Here is a 15,419-nt window from a genome sequence, read left to right on the forward strand (position 1 = left end):
TATAAGCTAACCGCACATTTATAGATATTACGTTTATGATATTGTACTAGTTCTGATTTCTACAAACATTGTTGGCATCAATAATTGCTTGCTCAATAATGCTTTCACTAACGCCCTTATCACGCAATTGCTGCAAAAAAACTTCATCATGTTCAATGCGATACTTGTCGTTATCACGATCTAATCCTTCCCGAATATACAAACGCATTAATCCCTGAATTTTATTAAAGCCATGCTCATGTGCTGTTTCTGTCAGAAGCGCTATCATTTCTTCTGACAGCTTAAAATGTACAGGACGCATAATTTTTTGAGGGGTTTTATAAAACTTATTTCTTACACGAACGGGAATCATAATATGCAAAACCTTATGCTTGATAAATTGCTTATACCCATGATAGCAAAATATATTAAATTATTAAAACCAATTATTAAACCCAAGTTTTAAAATTTATTGCATAAAAAAACCCTCATGCATATTGCATAAGGGTTTTGATATATGGCTCCCCAACCTGGGCTCGAACCAGGGACACACGGATTAACAGTCCGATGCTCTACCAACTGAGCTATTGGGGAATAAGCTTTTATTAAGGTGTTCGCCTTAAGTGCTGGGTATTCTATCAAAGTATCGATTTTCGTCAAGCATTTTTTTATTTTTTTATCACTTTATTATTTAACCTAACCTAATACAGAAAATACCCTTATCATTACATCATAATTTATAAGTCATTTTTATGGTTTTAAACTAAAAATTACAGTACCTGCCAAATATCTTTTAATTTATTCGGTTGTAAAATCACAAAACCATGGTCATCTTCTTCTAAGATACCATGAGACTTCATTTTACGTAATACGCGTGAAAAAGTTTCTGGTTGTAACCCTAAACGCGATGCCACAATCGATTTTTTGGAAGGCAACTCAATATGTTGGTTGGTGATAGACTCATCTAAAAAGGCTAAAAAATAACTGGCAACTTTTTGTTCTGCATTTGACATGCTCAACGCATGAATATCATTAACAAATTTATGCAAACGGATGCTCAAACTAGACAACATCTTTAATGCGATAGACACATCTGCTTCAATCAACTCTCTAAGAACACTTGCAGGCACCCAAATCATCTCGGTATCATCAATGGTTTCGGCATGCACAGGATAAAACTTATCAACCAAGGCAACCGCTTCAGCAAAGGTTTCCCCTTTTTGGATAATCTCGATCACTTTTTCTTTGCCCTCGGCAGTCAGTCGATACAAACGCACACTACCACTTAATATATAAAAAAAATGGCGGGCGGGCTCCCCTTGCGAAAATAGCGCACTGCCAGCTTTGTGCGTCATTTGTTTACACACTTGCGCAATTGGTTTTAAGTCTTCTTCATTCAGCGATGCAAAGATAGCCGCATTTGCTAACAAAGATTCGATACTTTGTGTATTTTTTGAAGGCTGAACTGCTTTTTTTTGATTTTTGCTATTTAGCACATGTGACATGGGGCTTTCCTTTGCCAAAAGGTGGTTTGTGACAATTTATTTGTTAAAAATTGACCTAGGTCAAGGCAATACGATTACTGACAGGGTAAATTAATTAACAGTAAAGCCAGCTAGTTGACCTAGCCAGCCTACTATAACAAACCACTAAAGTAAATGTTAAAAAGATAAAGGAGTAAGATATGTTTTGTTATCAATGTGAACAAACTCAGCATACAGATAACGGTGATGGTTGCATGACCGATGTCGGCACCTGTGGTAAAACCACTGAAACCTCAGACCTGCAAGATATTTTAATTTATCAAATTAAAGGCATTGCTCAATATGCACAACTGGCACGTAGTGTTGGTATTAAAAATAAAGCGGTCGATGATTTTATCCAGTTTGGCTTTTTTACTACATTAACCAATGTCAACTTTACTGCTACGCGCTTTGTACAAATGGTAGAACAAGCAGCACAAATCCGTGACGCTATTAAATCTGAATATGAGGCGGCTGCCAAAGAAAAAGGACTGGATATTAAAACACCACAAGGTGCCGCTGCATTTAACCCAGCTACAGACATGGATAGCATTTTAGAACAACAACCTGTTGCCATTGTTAATAAAGACCACAAAACAGTTGGAGAAGACATCAACGGCTTACGCATGTTGATTTTATACGGTATGAAGGGCGTTTGTGCTTATGCCCATCATGCACGTATGCTTGGCTATTATGATGATGAAATAGATGCAGAGGTGGAACGTATTTTAGCTTACCTTGCCAGTGCACCAACAGATATTGAAGAACTACTAGCTGAAGCCCTAGCGACAGGTAACCTAAACCTGAAAGTGATGGATATTTTAGATAGAGCTAACAACGGTGTGTTTGGTAACCAAGAAATCACTCAGGTGAATATTGCCCCGGTAGAAGGTAAATGTTTACTGGTAAGTGGACATGATTTGCATGACTTACATCAAATTTTAGAAAAAACGAAAGATTTAGGTGTTAATGTTTATACCCACGGTGAAATGCTGCCTGCCCATGCATATCCTAAACTAAAAGAATACCCTCATTTAGTTGGCAACTATGGTGGTGCTTGGCAAGATCAACAACAAGAATTTGCCGCATTCCCTGGTCCAATCGTGCTAACGTCAAATTGCATTATTGAGCCAGCAAAAAGCTATCGACAACGTATTTTTACCACAGGTCCTGTCGGTTGGCCTGGCGTACGTCATATCGAAAACAACAACTACGCACCACTTATTCAAGCAGCTAAAGCCTTGCCTGGCTTTAAAACCACGGCAGAAGAGAAAAAAATCACCATTGGTTTTGGTCACAACACCGTCCTTAATATTGCAGATACTGTCATTGATGCGGTTAAATCAGGTGATATCAAACACTTCTTTGTGATTGGCGGTTGTGATGGTGCAAAATCTGGACGTAACTACTACACCGAATTGGCAGAAAAAACGCCAGATGATACCGTCATGCTAACACTGGGATGTAACAAATTCCGCTTTAATAAAACAGACTTTGGTGACATTGGTGGCATTCCTCGCCTGCTGGACGTTGGGCAATGTAATGATGCGTATTCAGCGATTAAAATTGCAGTTGCCTTGGCAGAAGCTTTTGAATGTGATGTTAATGATTTACCATTATCATTGATGGTGTCTTGGTTTGAACAAAAAGCCACTGCCGTGTTATTAGCATTACTGGCAGCAGGTGTAAAAGGTATCCACTTAGGCCCAACGTTACCCGCTTACCTCACGCCAAATCTATTGGCAATATTATCTGATAAGTTTGATATCCGTACAAACGGTACTGCAGATGAAGACCTAGCAAAAGCACTAGGAAATGCCGCTTAAAGGCTTGTTTTAGCATGAACTTAAAGCTGGCAATAGCACTCATACTGTTGCTGGCTTTTATGCTTTAGTTTTTTAAGTAAGGTATTTTTACGACAAAATTTTAGTTTATGCTCAAATTACCATGCCGTCATTTAATACAGTCTTTAACCTAAAAACAGTATAATCGGAGAATCAAAGTGACTGCTTATCAAATTAAATTAACCACAACAGATGGTCAAACTTTATCTTTTGATTGCGATGAAGACAAAGATGTAATCACCGCCGCTCAAGAAGAAGACATTTACCTTGTTGCCCAATGTCATTCAGGTGCTTGCGGGGCTTGTATTGGTAAGTTAACATCAGGCGATATTACCCATACCAATTATAGTAAAGATGCCCTACCAAGTGCAGAACGTGAACAAGGACAAGTATTATTGTGTTGCACGCATCCAAAACAAGATTTAACCATTAATTTACCTTATGCCCACAGTGCAGTACAGTTTGAGAAAAAACCGCAACGTGAGGCAGAAATCATTTCTAAGACTTATTTAACAAAAGATACCGTCAAGCTCGACCTACAACTACTACCAGATGAAGATGACAACTTGATTTTAGACTTTGAGCCAGGACAGTTTATGGAGTTACACATCCCTGATGATGAGACGCCTCACAACATAGAAGACATCAAACGCGCCTACTCCATTGCAAATGCCCCTAACTGGGATGGCAGTCTTGAATTTATTATTAAATTGCGTGAACAAGGCAAATTTTCTGGCTTTTTACATCAAAAAGCAGAAGCAGGCATCAAAATTAAGCTAGATGGCGCAATGGGTACTTTTATGCTGCATGACAATGGGTTACGCCCACGCTACTTTATTGCGGGTGGTTGTGGACTCGCTTCAGTAATGTCAATGTTAAGACGTATGGCAGAGTGGCAAGAACCACAACCCGTCAAATTATTTTTTGGCGTTTGGGCAGAGCAAGATGTGTTTTTTGAGCAAGAAATTGCCAATTTAGCCAAAGAATACCCACAGCTAGACTATCAAATTTGCGTCACTCAAGCCAACAACGCTTGGTCAGAGGATAAAAACCATTATACAGGGTCGGTTGTTAATGCTTTTGATGCAGCCATGCAACTAGAAGACACAACACCCGATATCTATATTTGCGGTTCACCCAACTTAATTGACGCTGTGGCAAACACTGCTAAAAAACATGGCATAGAACAAGATGCATTAATTTATGAACGTTACCTTGCTAATGAGCAACCAACCGGTGCAGCAAGGTGTGACGTCTTAAAATAACCGATGACTATAATAGAAACATCAATCAAAGTGTTGATACAAGTTAATTGGCACTTTGTAAGGTTTATCTGCCACTTCTCGTACTAACCTTGGTATTAAAAAACCGGGTAATTCTGCCAGCATTTGCCAATATAACTCAATTGCTTTTTGCTCACTCATATCAAAATAAGCGGCACCTTCTACCTTATCTAACACATGCAAATAGTATGGCAGCACCCCAAAATCAAACAGTTTTTGATTTAGGTTAACTTGCGTGGCAACATCATCATTAACATCAGCTAATAAAACCGTTTGACTCAGCAGGGTAACACCCGCTTTTTTCAGCTTGTTAAAATAACTTGCTGAGGTGTTATCGATTTCATTTGCATGGTTAACATGCAATACCATCACCAAATTAACTTTTTGGCTAAAACCACCTAATATCTCCGTTAATTCCTCATCAATTCTATACGGTATCACAATAGGTAAACGGGTATGAAAACGGATGGTTTTAATTTGTTTTAGTGTGGTTAGTTGTGTCAACCAGTCTGCTAATCGACGGTTACTTAAACTAAATGGGTCTCCCCCACTAAATATGACTTCATTAACTTCGGGGTGTTGATTAATATAAGCAATGACATCGTTTATTTGATTACTTGCCGGCGTGTTGGCACCATAGTCAAAATGTTGCCTAAAACAGTAACGGCAATGCACGGCACAGGCGCCCGTTACCGTCAACAACACACGTGATTTGTATTTATGTAAAATACCTTTATTTGGGTTATGTGCCGCTTCTGCCAGTGGGTCAGTAATATAGCCAGCTTGCTTAACTAGTGCTTTTTTATTAGGTACAACTTGCAAAAATAAAGGATCTTGCGCATTGCCCACCTGCATTTTTGCAACAAAGCTACGTGGTATTTTTAGCCCAAACCCTTGCGGTTGATAAAATTTATCTTGTAAGTGGGTAAGCTCTAATACAGTTAAAAGCTCATTAATATCTGTTATGGCTTCAGATATTTGCTTTTGCCAGTTTTTTTGTTGCTGTAAATGGTTTATCATATCAACACTTTTTAAAAAATTGGCATTATACATGGGCATCCAGTATTTACCCAAACTTATTGCCCGATAGATAGATATATTTATAAATTAATTAGGAGTTTTTTGTGGCTAGTTATTCTACCAATGAGTTCAAATCAGGCTTAAAAGTAATGATGGATGGCAACCCTTGTTCAATCATCGAAAATGAATTTGTTAAACCTGGTAAAGGGCAAGCATTTAACCGCGTTAAATTGCGTAACCTAAAAACAGGCAAAGTGTTAGAACAAACTTTTAAATCTGGTGACAGCCTAGAAGCTGCTGATGTGATGGATACCGAAATGGACTATCTATACAATGATGGTGAGTTTTGGCACTTTATGGATAGCGAAACCTTTGAACAAGTACAAGCTGATGCTGCTGCCATGGGTGATAATGCAAAATGGCTAAAAGATAACAGTAATGATGAGTGCATCATTACCTTATTTAACGGTACACCAATTTCAGTAACCCCGCCAAACTTTGTAGAGCTACAAATTACTGAAACAGATCCTGGTCTTAAAGGGGATACAGCCGGCTCAGGTGGCAAACCAGCAACACTAGAAACAGGTGCTGTTGTGCGTGTCCCACTTTTTGTACAACAAGGTGAAGTTGTGCGTGTCGATACCCGTACTGGTGAATACCAAACGCGTGTTAGCTAATATTTTAACAGCGTAAAGTTTTTAAAGCGGATAATGGTTGATTTATCCGCTTTTTTATTTTGATGTTTAAAACAATAAGTCACATATTCCAATATTGCATTTATTTATTATTACTTAGACTATAAATACGCTTAAACTCCCCAATCCATTTTGCTATTATGTTGTGGTGAATCAGTTAAAACAATTTATTTAACGACACAGTAAATTTTCAAAGATACAATGAACCTGCAAAAACTATTTGCAAGTGACGTTCAAACACCAAAAAAATATGAAAAGGATATAAACCATGGCACATTTACATTTAGGTGATGAAGCACCAAACTTTGATGCAGTTACCACAGATGGCAACATCAACTTTCATGACTGGGCTGGTGACAGCTGGGTTGTTTTATTTTCTCACCCTGCCGACTTTACACCCGTTTGCACCACTGAGTTAGGTCGTGCTGCTGCTTTAAATGGCGAGTTTCAAAAACGCAATGTGAAGCCAATCTGCTTATCAGTAGACGGCGTAGAAGACCATCATGAATGGGCAAAAGACATTGGCGAAACCCAAGGCACTGATCTAAACTTCCCTATTATTGCAGATCCAGAAAAAACAGTATCTGACTTATATGACATGATTCACCCAAATGCAGATGCTAAAGTAACTGTACGTAGTGTGTTTATCATCGATCCAAACAAAAAAGTTCGTTTAACATTAACTTATCCACCAAGTGTTGGTCGTAACTTTGATGAAATTGTACGTGCTATTGATGCGTTACAATTAACTGATGAATATGTTGTTGCAACACCAGTAGACTGGAAAGAAGGTGATGATGTTATCATCCCGCCAAGCATTAAAACCGCTGACATCAAAGCTGAAGATTATCCAAAAGGCTTTACCGAAATTAAGCCTTACTTGCGCACTACCCCAGCGCCAAATAAATAATTAATGATCAAAAACGACTAATTAAAAAAAGAAACTTCGTAATGAAAAATTGCGAAGTTTTTTATTTATCTTATATCTTTTATATTGTAATATTATTTTTTTGATGGAGATATTTAAGATGAAACTTAAAACAACAACACTTTTAACTACCTTATTATTTACAAGTTTATCAATAACTGCCTGTTGTGAAAAACCTGCCGAAGACGCAAAAGTGGCTAGCGCCCAAACACATGCTGAACATAGCCATGAAGGTCATGACCACAGCCAAATGGATTTAACAGAATATACTTGTGAACCAGCCATGGATATTAAAGTACATTATGTTCCTGTCACTAATGAGCACGATGCAACAGCACATATTTTAATTGATGATATAGAGTATGACATGTACCTTGATGTATCCGCTTCTGGTGAGCTATACCGCACAGAAACTGGGTTAACCGAGGGCAATGGTTTAATCTGGCATACAAAAGGTAAAGATGCCCTATTAGAAAGCTTTGACATCGCTAAGCCTCATGACCAAGCAAGCATAAAAACAATTGCAAGTTGCCAAAAAAACTAAAGGTCAACTGCTAACATTAGATTATAAACGGGCTAAAAATACTTAGCCCTTTTTTTTGATGCCTATTTTGGATGTTACAAAATCTAAAAAATATATGCTATCCTGACATACCCACTCAATAACAAAAAAACCAAAAATCTGGCAATAATATGAGCAATCAAGTACCGCTTAATTTAAAACCTCAACCATCTAACACCCCAAAATCAAGCCGTGAACATTGGTCGTTTCTTTTAAATGCACAGCGTCTTGGACTACCCAATAAAAATAAAAAAAATGAAACTGCACGTTCACCATTTCATAAAGATTATGACCGTTTGATTTTTTCTCAGTCATTTCGCCAACTTAATCAAAAAACACAAGTACACCCGCTTACCAACCAACTTGGCATCCATACTCGTTTAACCCACTCTCTTGAGGTCTCTTGCATTGGGCGATCATTAGGGATGATGGCAGCAGAAAAACTACACGACAGTTTACCAGCAGGTTTACCCTCAGGGATTAGCAGTGGCGATATGGGCGTTATTGTACAAGCCGCCTGCTTGGCACATGATATTGGCAATCCACCGTTTGGACATGCTGGTGAATATGCCATACGAGATTGGTTTTCTCGCTCAGAGCATCAACCGATTTTAGAAAGTTTATTACCAGAACAACGCATGGATTTACTTGCCTATGAAGGCAATGCTCAGGGCTTACGCATTTTAGTTAATAATGAACACCACCCCAATGCCGGTGGCATGCGACTCACCTGTGCCACCCTTGGCGCTTTTATGAAATACCCTTGGCTTGCCCAACACAGTAACCCAAGCTTATTAAGCGATAACCAAAACTTGGTAAAAGTTAATAAATATGGCTGTTTTAATAATGAGGCAGAACAACTACACCAACTTGCCGAAAAACTTAAACTGCCCCGCTCTACTCAACATGATGGCTATACACGGCATCCCCTAGCGTACTTGCTTGAGGCAGCTGATGACATCTGCTATGCATTAATTGATATCGAAGATGGTATCCACCTTGGCATGCTAACGTATCAAGAAGTTGAGCCACTCATGATTAAGCTAGTTGGTAAAACCCGAGGGATACCACCAGAAGTTACCAACAATGCACCCGTTGCACAAAAACTTGCGGCCTTACGAGGACGCGCCATGATGCGCCTTGTAGATAAAGTTACCCAAGCCTTTGTTACCAAAGCAGATACCATGTTATCAGGCGAGCTTGAAGGGAGCTTATTTGACCATTGTGAAGCCTCTGTTAGTGAGCACATCCAAGAGGCAAAATTATTAGCACGTGAACGCATTTTTAACCACCCAAGCAAAGTGAGAATGGAGTTAATGGCAAATCGATGCCTACACACCTTGTTAGATGCATTCATACCACTGGCAATAACCAGCAATCAACAACCCTCGTTTGAGCAGCAAAGATTGATAAGTTTAATTAAGCCACATTTACAAAATCATAACCGAACACTTAATCATGATGTTTATCATAATATTTTGACTATTTTAGACTTTATCACAGGGATGAATGATCACGAGGCTTATCGGTTATCTCAAGACTTGCAAGGCAACTGGAGCGGATCAATATAAAATTTGGGTTTTGTAAAAAACACTTACTTTTAATCTGAGATTTTTTTACAAACTTGTGCTAAAGTAAACAACTGTGTACTAATACAGTTCGTTATAACCGCAAAAGAAAGACATATGAGCACCAGACAAGAACAAAAGCAAAAAACCAGACAGGCTTTTTTTGATGCCGTTTTAAATTTATGTATGACAGGGCAATCTTTTAGTTCTATCAGTTTAAGGCAAGTTACCCGAGAAGTTGGCGTGGTACCAACTGCATTTTATCGCCATTTTGATGATATGGAGTCACTCGGAAAAAACTTAGTAGAACATGAGCTGGGCACTGCGCTTGCTGCATTAAGAGAGTTTATGCAATTTGGTAAAAAACGTAGTTTTGAACGTCAAATTGCTACCAATGTTCAAATATTTTTTGAGGCAATCGACTCACACCCACATTATTGGCAGTTTATTGCCAGTGAAAGATTTGGCGGTTCTGAAGCAGTGCGTCACGCCATTAACAATCAAATTGCAATATTTGCAAATTTTATGAGTGAAGACTTAGCACTGCAACCTGCCTTTGCTCACATTAATAAGTACGACAGAACTTTGCTGGCAGAAACAGGTATCAACCTCTCTTTTTCATGGATTCGTGATTGGTTAGATTTAAGAGATGATGCCAATTTTTCAGAATCCATTACAGAAACAGAGATTGCATCACGTAAAAAAGACATGCTACATCGTTGCACTCGCCAAACTCAAATGCTGTTTTATGGCGCATATAACTGGCAATCAAGCGAAACCACACTGTTAAAAGATGAATAAAAACATCAAAAGGCGCATAAAAGCTTAACGCTAAATAAACAGCACATAAAAAAAGATGACTAATTTATTTAAATTAATCATCTTTTTTTATGCATTTTTTAAAAATTCTTAATAACGGCTATATCCATTACATCGCTTTTTTCTCTTCTAAAAGCTGCTGAACATGTAACGCTGATTCTGCTTCAATTTGGTCAACCAATTGCTCTCTGTCATGATCTTCAATTTCCTGCTCATCACTATGGGTCATTGGATAAGTTTTTGGCATATCTAACACTTGTTTAACCAACGCATGGCGTAGTGTATCTCTTCTGCCTAGATACCGTTGATAAAAACTAGAGTTAAGTAGCCCAGCACCACCTTGTCCCATCGCCCAAATTGTAGATAAGTAATCTCGCGTTGTCATACTACTATTTTGAGTTTGCAAATATTGGCTTGTTACCTCAATCATATGTTTCATACGTTCACGGCGGATTTGGTAAAGCTCATCAAATAATCGATTCAAACCAGTAGATGACGCTGCCAACTTGGCTTCGACCTGATTTAACAAAATTGCCTTTTGCGGGTTCATTAACTGCTGCAAAATCATACGTGCAACACCCGCCGATGGACAGTCATCAATCAAATTGATACCAAACAATCGCTTTTCGTATCTAATAATAATGCGCAAGTACAATTCATCTTTACTAGAAAAGTGCTTGTATAGAGTGCCCTTAGCTAGGTCAAGCTCTTCTGCCAAAATATCTAAAGTAATGTCACCTTCGCCAGACTCCAGCAATAGCTGCTCTGCCATAATTAAGATGCTTTCTTCACGAGCTTTAAACTGTTGCTGGCGACTCATGCGTGTTCCTTTAAAAATTTTTAGGATGTCTCTTGTTTATATCCATTATTGCCATAAGATTAGCACGATTATGACTATTCAGTCATTCTACTAATTTTATTGATATTGTGCCAGTAAATTATCAAAGTTTTTTGAAGTTAACTGAGCTAATGTTTCTACATTTATATCCAATAATTCTGCTAAGCACTCTGCCACATGTGCCACAAAGGCGGGCTCGTTTGGTTTGCCTCGCATGGGCACAGGTGCTAAATAAGGGCTGTCTGTTTCAATTAATAAACGATCTTTGGGTATTTTTAAGGCAGCATCACGCAAACTTTGTGCATTTTTAAAACTCACAATTCCAGAAAAAGAGATATAAAACCCTAAATCCAGTGCTTGCTTTGCCATCGCCCAATCTTCTGTAAAACAATGAATAATACCATGTTCTGCTTGCTCTGCCTTTAAAATATCAATTGTATCTTTTTTAGCATCGCGCGTGTGTACAATAATTGGTTTTTTTAGGTCTTTGCTTGCCTGGATATGTCTTGCAAGGCTCTTTTTTTGCTCTACAATATTTTCTTCACTCCAATAGTAGTCAAGCCCTGTTTCCCCAATTGCCCACACAAAATCTTCAGACGCCATATCCGTTAATTTTTCTACCGTTGCTGACTTTAAAACAGCAATGTCTTCACAAGGATGAACACCAACACTCATACCAAGCGTTAATTCTTTATCTGTAAAGTCATGAATAATTTTATGAATCTCATCATATTCAGCAAAGTCACACATTATTGCCATTGCACGATTTACTTTTGCTTGCTTCATCGCATCAATTGCACCGCTAAGGTTACCATCATATTTATCTAAATTAAGGCGGTTTAAATGGCAGTGGGTATCTGTCAACATAACAAACTCACAATCTAATTATTACAGTATTATCAACACAATATGCTGTGTTTTAAAATTTCTTAGGCATTATATGTTTTGATTTATGGCGATACAAGAGATAATTTCAAATACAAACGCTTTATTCATCTTAAAGGTGATATCAACACTTTTATATTGCATAACAAATTCACTATTTATCTCTTGTTGCCTATATGCAGGTCTTGGATCTTGTTCAATCAATTGGCAAATATATGCCACATCTTGCAGAGTTAGATAATTCTCATCAATCAATTGTTGATATTGCTGACTCGCTGTTTCGCTCATCAGTACGGTTTTTTTAATGGGTTCTTCTTGTGCAAAGTCACATCTTGCTGTTGGCAAACTATCACTATATTTGATGTATGGCTTAATATCTATAATTGGTGTTGCATCTGCCATATCCGCCCCTGCAATATGCATCAGCAATTTGCCATTTTTAACCTCAATACCTTTTAACTCAACGACGGACAAACCAAGTTGGCTTGGGCGATACATACTGCGAGTTGCAAAAACGCCCATTTTTTTATTGCCTCCCAATCTGGGTGGTCTTACTTGTGGTTTAAAATTTTGTTGATGCTTATTTTTATGAAACTGCCAAGTTACCCAAACATGGCTATATGCATCAATACCTGCAAAAGCCTCCTCGGTATTATACGGTGGCAAAATTTCAATAAAAGTTGGTAAGGATACTAAGTTTGGCTGTCTAGGGATGCCAAACTTTTGTGATAAAGGAGAACAATGCATGCCAATAATCGGCACAGATATTTTAGTAGAGTTAAACATATATCAATCGTTTTATAGCATAAAAAAGATATTATAATAAATCATGTTTGCTTATTACATTTTATTATGATTAAAAATCAACTTATGTTGTTGATATTTGTTATCATATACCGCCTATATATATTTTATTGCTATTTATCATATTAAAAAAATTAATTGAGGTACTTATGTCAAAATTTCGCACAGAGACAGTCACCCACGTACATCACTGGACAAACACATTATTTACAATTAAAACAACCCGTGACGCAGGATTACGTTTTAGAAATGGTGAATTTGCCATGATTGGGTTAGAAGTTGATGGCAAACCATTAATGAGAGCCTACTCTATTGCCAGTGCCAATTATGAAGAAGAGTTAGAGTTCTTTTCTATTAAAGTCCCAGATGGTCCTTTAACTTCTCGATTACAGCACATTAAGGTGGGTGATGAGTTGTTGGTAAGTAAAAAACCAACGGGTACTTTGGTGTTAGATGATTTGTTACCTGGTAAGCATTTGTATATGTTGTCAACGGGGACAGGGCTGGCACCGTTTTTGTCGTTAGCACGTGATCCTGAGGTGTTTGAAAAGTTTGATAAGGTTATTTTGGTGCATGGTGTGCGCCATGTGGAAGATTTGGCTTATCGTGATATGTTTGAGACTGAGTTGCCAAATGATGAGGTGTTTGGCGATTGGTTTAAAGAGAAGTTTATTTATTATCCTACGGTAACTCGAGAAGATTTTAGAAATCAGGGACGTGTGACGGATTTGATAGAGTCTGGTAAGTTGTTTGAGGATATTGGGCTACCGGTGATGAATAAGGATGATGATCGTGTGATGATTTGCGGTAGTATGGCGTTTAATGAGGATTTAAATAGAATCTTAACTGGTTTGGGGTTAACTTTGTCGCCACGTATGGGGGTGCCTGCTGATTTTGTGATTGAGCGTGCTTTTACTGGTGAGGGGATTTAATTAAGATTAAGTACTTGACGGCTAAATAATCAATGCTATAATACGCCACCTAACACAAAATAAACGTGTTAATCATACAACACCCTACATGCCAGTGTGGTGGAATTGGTAGACACGACGGATTCAAAATCCGTTGCCTATAAAGCGTGTCGGTTCGAGTCCGACCACTGGTACCATATAAATTAAGGCTTACAACGAATTGTAAGCCTTTTTTATTTTTGGGTATTTTTATTATGAGTAAGTATAAAATAATACCCAACTTTTAATAGACCCTATCCAGCATATCTTGCCTAACCCATTCATATTATTTAAATATTTAAGTACTTTACAACAAAAAATAACAGACTAAACAATATTCTCTTCATGAAAGAAAGGTTTAAAAAAGTAATCCAGCAATGAAGGTATCTATAGGGAAATATATTAAGGCTAAACATGTTCACTTACATTAATGCCAGGGTAACTAAAATCTGGACTAATGAAGTCAAACAAATAACACAAAATATATCTTTGTACTCATACTTATTTCACTCTTCTTACCAACTCAATATAACCTGTTGCCAAGTAGTATGCTTCCCACCAACTCATCAACCAAAAGCCTTTGATATGATTTTTCATCATTGATATTTAATTAGTTTTTGGCTTGAGGTTAACAATTTAAGGATGGTATCTAAGCTTAGTAAATGTAATCTTTTTGATGTTTTCATGTTAAGGATTGATAATTTGCAATCAATCCTTAAATTTTAGAATTGTCCATCTGCCCTTTTAGCACGCTTATTGCCTTCATCAGTTTCTCCCAACTTCCAATAACTACTGACGTAAAAATGGGTTTTGTTGGCTTGCTTTTCTTTACGAAAATATTGGCGAAGTGTGCGTGCGGATTCAAACTCACTGGCAAGCCAAATATAGGGCGTGCCTTCTAGCCAATCTTTTGCCTGAATCTTGGATAAAATAAGCTGGGCACTTTCACTTGGGTTTGAATTTATAACCCACTCAATCTCAATACCATCTGGTTTTTCAAGCTCTAGAATATCTGATTTGTCCAGAACTTCGATGACAGCATAACCCTTGGCATCTTTTGGCAAGACCTTTAGATTGACTGTAATCGCTGGTAGTGACGTCAAATCACCAATCAAAAAGAACCAGTCGAGTTCAGTATTAACTAATTTGGCATCACCCGGACCTTTTACATTTAAAACATCACCCACTGCGGCATGTTTTGCCCATTGAGCACCAAAACCACCCTCATGGATGACAAAATCTATCACCACATAGTTTTTATCAGCTTCTTGATAAGTCTCAAGAATCGTGTATGAGCGTAATACTGTTTGTTCAGCTTGGGTAAATTGTAGCTTTAGATAGCCACTTTCGTGTTCGCTTCTTAGGGTATTAGACAGATCTTCAAAGACAATTCGTTTCAAATTATTGCTAATCTGATTGGTAGATACAACGACTAAGGTCTTACCCTGAGGTTTATTCAACACCTCTTTGGCTTTGTTTTTCATTGTTTGTAGCGTATTCATTTTTTACTTTCCTAAACTTTAAGGAGACATCAAACCCTTTAAAGAGAATGATTTTTATTTACTTAATTGTACATAATAATGATGATTGTTGATCTTTTCAATGCATGCCTAATAAATCTAGGTGTTAAAGTAAACAAAACCAGTGTTAGAAATTCATATTTAATCTGGCTATATTTTGATGTATTTGATTTGGCTAACAAGGTTTAAGGAAGGTTTAGG

15 protein-coding genes and 2 tRNA genes are annotated in these 15,419 nt (G+C 37.6%); 9 read left to right on the top strand and 8 right to left on the bottom strand.

The window, feature by feature from the left end; all coding sequences use genetic code 11:
• Positions 1 to 46 precede the first annotated feature (46 nt).
• The 3 genes from VH441_RS03235 to VH441_RS03245 all read right to left on the bottom strand — a co-directional run bounded on the left by VH441_RS03235 (position 47) and on the right by VH441_RS03245 (position 1,484).
• A complete protein-coding gene (locus tag VH441_RS03235) occupies positions 47 to 352 on the bottom strand; it encodes a CopG family transcriptional regulator (RefSeq protein WP_434354051.1) in 306 nt (101 codons plus the stop codon).
• Between the two features lie 145 nt (positions 353 to 497).
• Positions 498 to 573, bottom strand: a tRNA-Asn gene (locus tag VH441_RS03240).
• Positions 574 to 749: 176 nt separating this feature from the next.
• A complete protein-coding gene (locus tag VH441_RS03245) occupies positions 750 to 1,484 on the bottom strand; it encodes a Crp/Fnr family transcriptional regulator (RefSeq protein WP_434354052.1) in 735 nt (244 codons plus the stop codon).
• Between the two features lie 179 nt (positions 1,485 to 1,663).
• Between VH441_RS03245 and hcp the strand changes: the two genes are divergently transcribed.
• On the top strand, positions 1,664 to 3,328 hold the full coding sequence (gene hcp / locus VH441_RS03250) for a hydroxylamine reductase (RefSeq protein WP_434354053.1): 1,665 nt from the start codon (positions 1,664 to 1,666) through the stop codon (positions 3,326 to 3,328).
• 176 nt (positions 3,329 to 3,504) lie between these two features.
• Positions 3,505 to 4,611, top strand: coding sequence for a 2Fe-2S iron-sulfur cluster-binding protein (locus VH441_RS03255; RefSeq protein WP_434354054.1), 1,107 nt, complete (start codon positions 3,505 to 3,507; stop codon positions 4,609 to 4,611).
• Positions 4,612 to 4,632: 21 nt separating this feature from the next.
• On the opposite strand, the gene epmB is transcribed toward VH441_RS03255, so the two are convergent.
• Positions 4,633 to 5,649, bottom strand: coding sequence for an EF-P beta-lysylation protein EpmB (epmB, locus tag VH441_RS03260; protein WP_434354055.1), 1,017 nt, complete (start codon positions 5,647 to 5,649; stop codon positions 4,633 to 4,635).
• A gap of 104 nt (positions 5,650 to 5,753) precedes the next feature.
• Here epmB and efp point away from each other — a divergent pair, with 104 nt between their 5' ends.
• The 5 genes from efp to VH441_RS03285 all read left to right on the top strand — a co-directional run bounded on the left by efp (position 5,754) and on the right by VH441_RS03285 (position 10,203).
• The gene (gene efp, locus VH441_RS03265; RefSeq protein ID WP_434354056.1) at positions 5,754 to 6,326 is read left to right on the top strand and encodes an elongation factor P; all 573 of its coding nucleotides are present in this window, start codon (positions 5,754 to 5,756) and stop codon (positions 6,324 to 6,326) included.
• Positions 6,327 to 6,612: 286 nt separating this feature from the next.
• Positions 6,613 to 7,254: a peroxiredoxin gene (locus tag VH441_RS03270; protein WP_434354057.1), complete on the top strand. Its 642-nt coding sequence runs from the start codon at positions 6,613 to 6,615 to the stop codon at positions 7,252 to 7,254.
• Between the two features lie 118 nt (positions 7,255 to 7,372).
• Positions 7,373 to 7,816: an MliC family protein gene (locus tag VH441_RS03275; protein ID WP_434354058.1), complete on the top strand. Its 444-nt coding sequence runs from the start codon at positions 7,373 to 7,375 to the stop codon at positions 7,814 to 7,816.
• A gap of 149 nt (positions 7,817 to 7,965) precedes the next feature.
• Positions 7,966 to 9,405: a deoxyguanosinetriphosphate triphosphohydrolase gene (locus tag VH441_RS03280; protein WP_434354059.1), complete on the top strand. Its 1,440-nt coding sequence runs from the start codon at positions 7,966 to 7,968 to the stop codon at positions 9,403 to 9,405.
• Between the two features lie 114 nt (positions 9,406 to 9,519).
• Complete coding sequence (locus VH441_RS03285) at positions 9,520 to 10,203, top strand: TetR family transcriptional regulator (protein WP_434354060.1); 684 nt, start codon at positions 9,520 to 9,522, stop codon at positions 10,201 to 10,203.
• Between the two features lie 127 nt (positions 10,204 to 10,330).
• Here VH441_RS03285 and VH441_RS03290 read toward each other — a convergent pair whose 3' ends face one another.
• From VH441_RS03290 to tsaA, 3 genes are all read right to left on the bottom strand, one after another.
• Positions 10,331 to 11,041 (bottom strand): TetR/AcrR family transcriptional regulator, encoded by a 711-nt coding sequence (locus VH441_RS03290; protein ID WP_434354061.1) that lies wholly within the window; start codon positions 11,039 to 11,041, stop codon positions 10,331 to 10,333.
• Positions 11,042 to 11,137: 96 nt separating this feature from the next.
• On the bottom strand, positions 11,138 to 11,926 hold the full coding sequence (locus tag VH441_RS03295; RefSeq protein WP_434354062.1) for a TatD family hydrolase: 789 nt from the start codon (positions 11,924 to 11,926) through the stop codon (positions 11,138 to 11,140).
• Positions 11,927 to 11,995: 69 nt separating this feature from the next.
• Entirely contained in the window at positions 11,996 to 12,730 is a 735-nt protein-coding gene (gene tsaA, locus VH441_RS03300; RefSeq protein WP_434354063.1) for a tRNA (N6-threonylcarbamoyladenosine(37)-N6)-methyltransferase TrmO, read from the bottom strand.
• 167 nt (positions 12,731 to 12,897) lie between these two features.
• Between tsaA and VH441_RS03305 the strand changes: the two genes are divergently transcribed.
• Together VH441_RS03305 and VH441_RS03310 are read left to right on the top strand one after the other, a co-directional pair.
• Complete coding sequence (locus VH441_RS03305) at positions 12,898 to 13,680, top strand: ferredoxin--NADP reductase (protein WP_434354064.1); 783 nt, start codon at positions 12,898 to 12,900, stop codon at positions 13,678 to 13,680.
• Positions 13,681 to 13,770: 90 nt separating this feature from the next.
• A tRNA-Leu gene (locus tag VH441_RS03310) sits at positions 13,771 to 13,856 on the top strand.
• Between the two features lie 564 nt (positions 13,857 to 14,420).
• Here VH441_RS03310 and VH441_RS03315 read toward each other — a convergent pair.
• Entirely contained in the window at positions 14,421 to 15,200 is a 780-nt protein-coding gene (locus VH441_RS03315) for a siderophore-interacting protein (protein ID WP_434354065.1), read from the bottom strand.
• Between the last annotated feature and the right edge of the window lie 219 nt (positions 15,201 to 15,419).

The organism is Psychrobacter sp. HD31, from assembly GCF_051097895.1.
Taxonomy (GTDB): Bacteria; Pseudomonadota; Gammaproteobacteria; order Pseudomonadales; family Moraxellaceae; genus Psychrobacter.

Bases quoted from the DNA above. Each gene is read 5' to 3' on its own strand.
- VH441_RS03235 (WP_434354051.1), bottom strand. From the start codon at position 352: ATGATTCCCGTTCGTGTAAGAAATAAGTTTTATAAAACCCCTCAAAAA.
- VH441_RS03245 (WP_434354052.1), bottom strand. From the start codon at position 1,484: ATGTCACATGTGCTAAATAGCAAAAATCAAAAAAAAGCAGTTCAGCCT.
- hcp (WP_434354053.1), top strand. From the start codon at position 1,664: ATGTTTTGTTATCAATGTGAACAAACTCAGCATACAGATAACGGTGAT.
- epmB (WP_434354055.1), bottom strand. From the start codon at position 5,649: ATGATAAACCATTTACAGCAACAAAAAAACTGGCAAAAGCAAATATCT.
- VH441_RS03270 (WP_434354057.1), top strand. From the start codon at position 6,613: ATGGCACATTTACATTTAGGTGATGAAGCACCAAACTTTGATGCAGTT.
- VH441_RS03275 (WP_434354058.1), top strand. From the start codon at position 7,373: ATGAAACTTAAAACAACAACACTTTTAACTACCTTATTATTTACAAGT.
- VH441_RS03280 (WP_434354059.1), top strand. From the start codon at position 7,966: ATGAGCAATCAAGTACCGCTTAATTTAAAACCTCAACCATCTAACACC.
- VH441_RS03285 (WP_434354060.1), top strand. From the start codon at position 9,520: ATGAGCACCAGACAAGAACAAAAGCAAAAAACCAGACAGGCTTTTTTT.
- VH441_RS03290 (WP_434354061.1), bottom strand. From the start codon at position 11,041: ATGAGTCGCCAGCAACAGTTTAAAGCTCGTGAAGAAAGCATCTTAATT.
- VH441_RS03295 (WP_434354062.1), bottom strand. From the start codon at position 11,926: ATGTTGACAGATACCCACTGCCATTTAAACCGCCTTAATTTAGATAAA.
- tsaA (WP_434354063.1), bottom strand. From the start codon at position 12,730: ATGTTTAACTCTACTAAAATATCTGTGCCGATTATTGGCATGCATTGT.
- VH441_RS03305 (WP_434354064.1), top strand. From the start codon at position 12,898: ATGTCAAAATTTCGCACAGAGACAGTCACCCACGTACATCACTGGACA.
- VH441_RS03315 (WP_434354065.1), bottom strand. From the start codon at position 15,200: ATGAATACGCTACAAACAATGAAAAACAAAGCCAAAGAGGTGTTGAAT.